The following is a 7,159-nucleotide window of genomic DNA, read 5'->3' as shown; positions in this document are numbered from 1 at the left end:
AGTCTCATTCTGTCACGCAGACAGGGCATTTCGTCTATCCCACACCGCCCGACCACATACGAATCGGTGGATCGAGGCTTAGAGATTCTCGACGAGATGGTCGCGGTCCTGGACGAATGTGGAGCCGTGCTCTTGATGCTCTCCGACGAGGCGGCCCTCAACCTTGACGAGCTGGGCGAGGTCGTCGACGTTGCGCGCGGCGAGGCCATCAATGCGTTTGGTGCAGCGAGCCTGTTGAACAAGCACGCGGAGTTGAGTGAGTCATGGACCGGCGATCTGTCTCGTCCTCGTGCTATCTACGCTCGGCACTCGAAAGCAGTGCGAAACGGGGCGGCGCGTGTGAAGCCGGCGGTGCCCACGGTCCGCTTTCCGATGGCTGAGGAGGCTATCGAGCACGTTTTGGACGCTCACCAGCAATCCGGTGAGACGAGCGTGGAGCGTCCCACTTGCTCCGCCTTCGCGAAGTCCAAGGGTCGAAGGTGCACGAAGCTTGCAGCGTGGATGGGTCCGAACGAGTTTCTGCCGCATTGTTACGGCCACCTCGACGAGGATGAGCGACGGCAGTACGACGAGCGTCGCGATAGGCGGGCTGAGCAGGAGAGGCTTCATCGAGCTGAGGTGGTCGCGCGGCTCTACGAGGAAGGCCGCATGGTCGCGGCAGAGTGGGCCGAACGTCGGCGACAGAGGCACGATTCGTAGAGGTAGATCTTCACGCTGATTCTGGTCGCGGTTTCGGGCTGCGCCACTGAGCTGTCGACGACCGCGGCTGCGTCGTTCAACACGCCACTATGTCTCTACTTCGCGGCCTGCGGAACTGACGTCGCGCGGTGGGTCGCGGACCGGCGGTCGGAGCGGTGCATTTGAGACCATGCGAGGCCGTCTGGTGTGGGCAGCTGATGCGCATGCGCTGCCCAGCGCTGCGGTTCACCCCTGCCCCAAAGGTGTTGAACGCCAGCATTATCGACCCAACGAGGCAGCCGGCCGAATCTACTCGAAGCATGCCTACGTAGAATGTCGCAGAGCGGCGGTCCGAGCCCATTGTGCCGTCCTCGCGCATTGCGATGGCCCGCTCGCACGGGATGACCGAACTCCCTCGTAGGACTCCCTCGTAGGCAATCTGAAAGGTCATGGATTCTTAGCTTGCTTAGTCGAGTCAGTCGCACCGTTCAAGACAAGCGGGTCACTCAAGATGACGCGCATGACGTGAATTGAAGCGATGTGTCGGTGGTGGATGCTTCACTGAGACGCCGATGGTGTGGCAGCCGGACACAGCGATGAGCGCACCTTGGCCATGGCCGCTTCGTAGAAGGATTGTTGAAGTGACGATTGAACAGGATATACGAGCGTGGGCGCTAACTAGGCCTGCGTGGCAGCAGGATGTGCTGGTCGCCCTGTCGCGCGGCGAGACGTACGACGATCCCGACTGCATCGCTAAACTCGCTGACCGTCTGCTGATGACAGGTAGCGCCACACCCAACGCTGCTGCCCAGAACCTCACGCTCGGCGTTGCCGAACCAAGGCAGGTGTGCCTCAAGAGCATCTGCAACGTCAAGGGCGTCAACGCACTTGCTGCAGACCAGACGTTGGTGTTTGGGCCCAACGGCCTCACGATCAACTACGGCAACAATGGCAGCGGGAAGTCTGGCTACGCGCGCATCATCAAGGCAATGGTGAGCGCGCGCCACTCCGCGCTAGTTCTGCCAGATGTGTATCGAGATGGCTCGCAGGGGCCGAGTGCAGAACTCGAGTACTCTATAGACGACCAGGCGCTCTCGGAGAAGTTCCCCTCTGATCCTCCGATCTCTGATCTCCAGCGCGTGCGCTTCTACGACGAGCACTGCGGCGACGAGTACTGCGGCGACGAGTACCTGAGCCACGAGTCCAGCGTTACATACCGCCCCTCGGCGCTCACGCTGTTGGACGGGCTCATTGCTGTATGCGGCAAGGTGCGTGATGAACTGCAACGGCGAATTGCAGAGAGCAACCAGAAGCGCCTCAACCTCGACGTGCCACAGGGAACCGCGGCGAGCACCTTCCTTTCTCGCCTGGCGGTCGGGACGAACGACGAGGAGATTGACGACGCCTGCGCATTCACACCGGAGGACGTCGACGACCTCGGCAAGGCGATTCAAGAAATCGCGCGGTTGGAGACGAGCGACGCCACGAAGGAACGTGCGCGACTGCAGGCCGATGCGCGCGACATAGAGACCCTGAAAACCCAGATCGCCGAACTCGTGGACGCACTGAGCACCGATCGTCTCACCTCTGTCGGCAAGCTCAAGGGTGACGCCGCATCCAAGCGCCATGCAGCTACCATCGCCGCTGCGACCTCCTTCGATGACGAACCACTGGAGGGAGTCGGGTCAGAGACATGGCGGACACTGTGGCGCGCTGCCCGTGACTATGCCCTCTCCGGCCCCGGCCATGAGCACGAATTCCCCGACGTCGGTGACGATGCGCGCTGTCTGCTCTGCCAGCAGCCCCTTCGCGACGACGCTAAGAACCGCTTCATTCGCTTCAACGCCTACATGAGCGACAACACACAGAGCGACGCTGTCGCGGCCGAGCAGATCTACGGTCATGCCCTCGAGGAACTCCGGTCGCTGAACTTCACAACTCAGACGACCACGACCGCACTAGCAAAGCTCCTCACCCACAGCGAGCCACTTGCTAGCGCTGCCCAGCTATGGCTGAGCACGCTCGAGAATCGCCGCAACAACGCGCTGGACTACTTCACCGCTAGCGGAGCGGCCCTTGCTCCGCTTGCCACGAACACCGTTGAAGCAGGCCTTGATGACCTTGTCGCGACTTTGACTGCCAAAGCGGAGGCGACCGACGTCGTCGGATTCCAAACGGCGCTGTCCGCGGCTAGGTCGCGCCGCGACGCGCTGGCCGCTTCGGAGATACTCAGCCAGAACAAGGCTCAGATCAAGGCTGAGGTTGTGCGGCGCAAGGAGCTCGCCAAGCTCGACGACGCTCGTTCTGCGACTGACACCAAGGGCATTACACGTAAAGCAACCGAGCTTACGGGCGTCTACGCGACCGAACAGATCCGCGATTACTTCACCCGCGAGACCGCTCGTATGCATCTAGAAAGGGTGACGCTCAGAGATCGGGGCGGGCAGAAGGGGCAGCTTCGTCAGATCCCAGCGCTTGTGGGTGTTCGACACAAGGATGGGTCCGCCCGCGCAGTGCTTAGTGAGGGCGAACAAACCGTGCTAGGTCTAGCGGGCTTCTTTACGGAGGCGGAGTTTGATGTCTCCAAGTCTGCCGTTGTCTTCGATGACCCCGTGACCTCACTAGATCACGTACGGCGGGACAAGGTGGCGGATCGGCTTGCTCAACTCGCGAAGTCCCGACAGGTCATTGTCTTCACACACGACGTTGCATTCCTGACCGATCTCCTGAAGTCAGCGGGCTCTGCGGAGATCAAGATAGCCGCCTACACCATCCAGCGGCGCGGGGACGTGCCGGGGTACGTCACGCCCGGCTTCCCTTGGAAGGCTCAGGACATCAGCCAGAGGCTGAACACAATCCGCGACGAGATCACCAAGGTCGCCAAAGACCGCCAGAGCCTCGATGACGACGAATACGAGCAGCGCGTCAATACGATCGCGGGGCACCTGTCGGAGACTTGGGAGCGTACGGTGACGAGCGAGATCGTCAATCGCGTGTACGACCGGAGCAAGTCCGAAGTGCGCCCGCAGATGGTGCGGATGCTCGCCAAAATTACCGACGAAGACAACGTCGAATACCAGCAAGGCTACGGCAAGACGTCGAAATGGGCGCTCCGCCACGACAAGGCTGAGGAAATCAACTATGTAGCACCCGAGCCCGATGCGCTTGAGGCTGAGTATGAAACCCTTAAGGCGTGGCAGAAGCGCATCAAGGGCTACGCGCAGTAGTAGTCGCCATCTGCTTCGGCCACCAATGGTGGACCGGCCAGAGGATTCAATAGGCGCCGTCGACGCGCGCCGAAGTGGCGACGCGAGACCAAGAAACTGCCAAAATTGTCGGTATGGCTCGGATCGAGTGGTCGCGTCTGTCTGGAGAAGACGTCGAGGCGGTCGTCGGAATGCTGCTGTGCTCTCTTTTCCCGAATGCGTGGCGGGTACGGCCTGGTCGTGGCGACGGGGGAGTCGACATCTTCGTACCCCTCGATGCGCATAGGCGCCGCCGCAAGGTGTTCCAAGTCAAGCGATTCGCGGCGAACCTGACGAGCGGTCAGAAGGAGAAGATTGAGGGCTCCTTCAACCGCGTGGTCGAGTCCGCTCGGGCGGAGGGGTGGGCAATCGAGTCGTGGACGCTGGTCATGCCGCTCGACCCGACGCCGGGGAACGAGGGTTGGTTCGCGGAGTTCACTACGTCAGCCGGGTTCCCGTGCGACTGGATGGGGTTGAATCAGATCGAATACCTGGCCAGCCAAAACCCAAGGGTCGTTGACTACTACCTCCATGACGGGCGACAGCGGCTGCAGGATCAGACTGATCGGCTCGCGGGGGTTCTTGCGGGTCGCGACCGTCGGTCGGCGGGCGAGCCGCTTGGACCCGTCGACGTTAGGAGCGATCTGATGGACCTTTACCGGGCGATCAACGAGTACGACCCACATTACCGCTATGAAGTGTCGATGACGGCACAGCCGCCGGAACAAACTGCCGTGCACCAGGCCGGATTGGTGGCCGTCGCCGGCTACGGGTCCGCCGCTGGTGGGTGGGTCAACGTCAGTGTCTTCGCGAGAAGTATGGCCGCGCTCGAGGAGCGGCCGCTGACTGGCAACCTGACGATCTACCCACCTGAAGCTGGGTCTCCGCTTGCAGAGCAATACCGGAAGTTCCTCGACTACGGGACGCCTCTGGAACTACCGGAAGGGCAAGCGGTGGTCGAATTTCCAATCCCAGGTGGCCTCGGCGTCAGCGGGTCGGACGGAAGACTTCGCATCGAGCCTGTCGATGTCGTCGATACGAGCGAGCCGGAGGCGAAACTCGTCGTCGGGGTGCTGTCGCCCGAGGGAGAGACGATCTCCGAGCTTGTGGTTGAGCGCGTCGAGCGTACCGAAGGGTTGAACGGCGGGTACCGAACCCTGTGGCGTGACGCGGCGAAAATGGTGTGGTTCGAGATTCTCGTCCCCGATGACCGGTCGGGCACTCTAAACGTGCGTTACGAAGCTGACTATATCGGTCGACCACCGGAGGACGTCGTCGATGCACTAGAGTTTTGGTCCCACTCGCATGCGCCCAACTCGGTAGGCCTCTCCCGTGTCTATGGACCTAGAGAATACGCGACCATGCTATCCACCGCTCTGACGCAAGAGCCCGACAGAGAGATCAAGGCGATCGCGCAGGCCGCGCGGAACCTCAGTGTGATCCAGGCTCACACGCCCCATCGAATCCTGCTCCCGTCGGGGATGACAAAGGACGAGGCGCGCGAGGTCCACCGGATCGCGCAGATCCTGTCGGGAGAACCAGTGAAGGGCACGTGGTCGGAGTTCGAGGTCGTGCTGAACGCCGACAACGACCTCGCGTTGGCGACCGGCGATGAGATCTCAGTGGCAATTGTCCGCAGCCTTGATCTCGAATTCGATGGTATGACTGTGCCGGTCGGCAAGGAGATGAACCTATTGGAGGGACGCGTCTCATCGTTGACCGACACCGAATTGAAAGTCGCGCCCCTCGCAGATGCCGAGAGCGACGCCGAGGTCATCCAGCTCAGGTTCGACGGTGCGGAGGAAGATGGCAGAGTCTTCTACAAGGCACTACGTAACGCGCAAGAGGAATACGAAGCCACCCGGGGGTAAGTGTCAGGCTTCGGTGTAGCCGGGCTCGACGGCCCATCAATTGGCGTCGGTGACAAGTCGACTCATTCCTTCGCTGATTTCCCTGGGCCGATCTTGCATGTGGTGTTGATACTCCATCGCCGCTTCGGCGCTGGAGTGCCCAAGTCGTTCCTTCAGCTCGGGAATTGTGGCACCGGCTTGTGCGGCAAGAACCGCGCCAGTATGCCGGAGCGCGTGAACATTCATCTCTGACTTCGCCTGAGGGAGCGCAGTTTTGAAGGCTTTGGTGAAAGTCGCACGAGGTAGCCGATCGCCACGGAAGTTCGTGACTACAAGCGTGTTCGGGTGCTTGTCAATAACCTGAAGATGCTTTCGGATCTCGGCCGCTAGATGCGGCGGCACCCAAACATCCCGAGTACCCGCATCAGACTTGCTCCCCTGCTTGACGACGGGCACGCCATCAACGAGCGGCGCAGACCGCCGGACATGGATCACCATGCCGTCCGGACCGTCGTCGATGTCTTTCACGCGCAGCTCCGACACTTCGGCGTACCGCAGGGCGCACCAGGCCATGATCGGGAGCGCGATCGCGTAGTAGCTCGGTAACTTCGCCGCGGTCTCGCTGATCTCCGTAGGCGTCAGCAGAATAATCTGGCGCCGGCTGGGTCGTTTCCCGTAGCGCTTGAACCGCGGGCCGTCGGCCGGACTGCTTGTGATGATCTCGCGTTCGACGGCTTCCTTCAGCAGCGACTTCAGCAAGTTCCACGCGTGAGCGCGGCTCGCTTCGTATTCGACGCCGAGACCACGCCACCACTCCTGCAGGTCGTCGGCCGTGATGTCCCGGACCACGAGGTCTCCGAGGCCCGGTTCGATGCGCGTCTCCCACAGCCGTTTGTAGTTGGACCTGGTCGTCGGCTCAAGACGGCGGCCAGCGAGGGCGTCTTCTGCGAAGTCTCGCAATCGAATTGACGAACGAGCCGCCGCCTTGGCGCGCTCGGAAGGCGGCGTCCAGGTGCCTTGGTCGATCAGTTGGCGCTCCTTGTGGAGCCACGCTTCCGCGGCCATCCGCGTATCGAACGTCTTCGGGGCGTTGAACCTCGTAAGGGTGCCGTCGTGGATGTGCATGTACGAGGCCGCGAAGCGGCAACTCGCCGAACGCGGCGCGCGGACGTACCCCCAACCTCGTCGTCGGCGCTTACTCGGCAAGGGCTTGTCCTTCGCATCGTCACCCACGCTTCACCGTGCGTACTTGTGCTCACTCATGTCGATATCGTGGCTGATATGGATGGTAGCGCGTGGATGCTTGCACTGGTCAGTGCTTGCGGCTAGAGTCGCCCTCACCGGGCAATATGCACGCTGTGTCGCCTGGTGACACAAGTGAATGGG

At 61.6% G+C, this 7,159-nt stretch carries 4 protein-coding genes; 3 read left to right on the top strand and 1 reads right to left on the bottom strand.

The annotated features are described in order from the left end of the window. The 3 genes from EF294_RS05895 to EF294_RS05885 all read left to right on the top strand — a co-directional run. The coding region (locus EF294_RS05895) for a hypothetical protein (protein ID WP_221182440.1) at positions 1–699 on the top strand (699 nt) is incomplete at its 5' end. A 620-nt stretch (positions 700–1,319) separates the two neighbouring features. After that, positions 1,320–3,905, top strand: a complete 2,586-nt coding sequence (locus EF294_RS05890) for an AAA family ATPase (RefSeq protein ID WP_246007697.1) — start codon at positions 1,320–1,322, stop codon at positions 3,903–3,905. A gap of 113 nt (positions 3,906–4,018) precedes the next feature. Continuing rightward, on the top strand, positions 4,019–5,794 hold the full coding sequence (locus tag EF294_RS05885) for a PDDEXK family nuclease (protein WP_123926639.1): 1,776 nt from the start codon (positions 4,019–4,021) through the stop codon (positions 5,792–5,794). A gap of 36 nt (positions 5,795–5,830) precedes the next feature. Here EF294_RS05885 and EF294_RS05880 read toward each other — a convergent pair whose 3' ends face one another. Then, entirely contained in the window at positions 5,831–7,006 is a 1,176-nt protein-coding gene (locus tag EF294_RS05880) for a tyrosine-type recombinase/integrase (protein WP_123926635.1), read from the bottom strand. Positions 7,007–7,159: the final 153 nt, after the last annotated feature.

This window comes from Gordonia oryzae, assembly GCF_003797185.1.
Taxonomy (GTDB): domain Bacteria; phylum Actinomycetota; class Actinomycetes; order Mycobacteriales; family Mycobacteriaceae; genus Gordonia; species Gordonia oryzae.
This window is presented reverse-complemented; position numbering and strand designations above follow the sequence as displayed.

Excerpts from the sequence above, each read along its gene's own strand:
- EF294_RS05885 (WP_123926639.1), top strand. The coding sequence starts at position 4,019 with ATGGCTCGGATCGAGTGGTCGCGTCTGTCTGGAGAAGACGTCGAGGCG.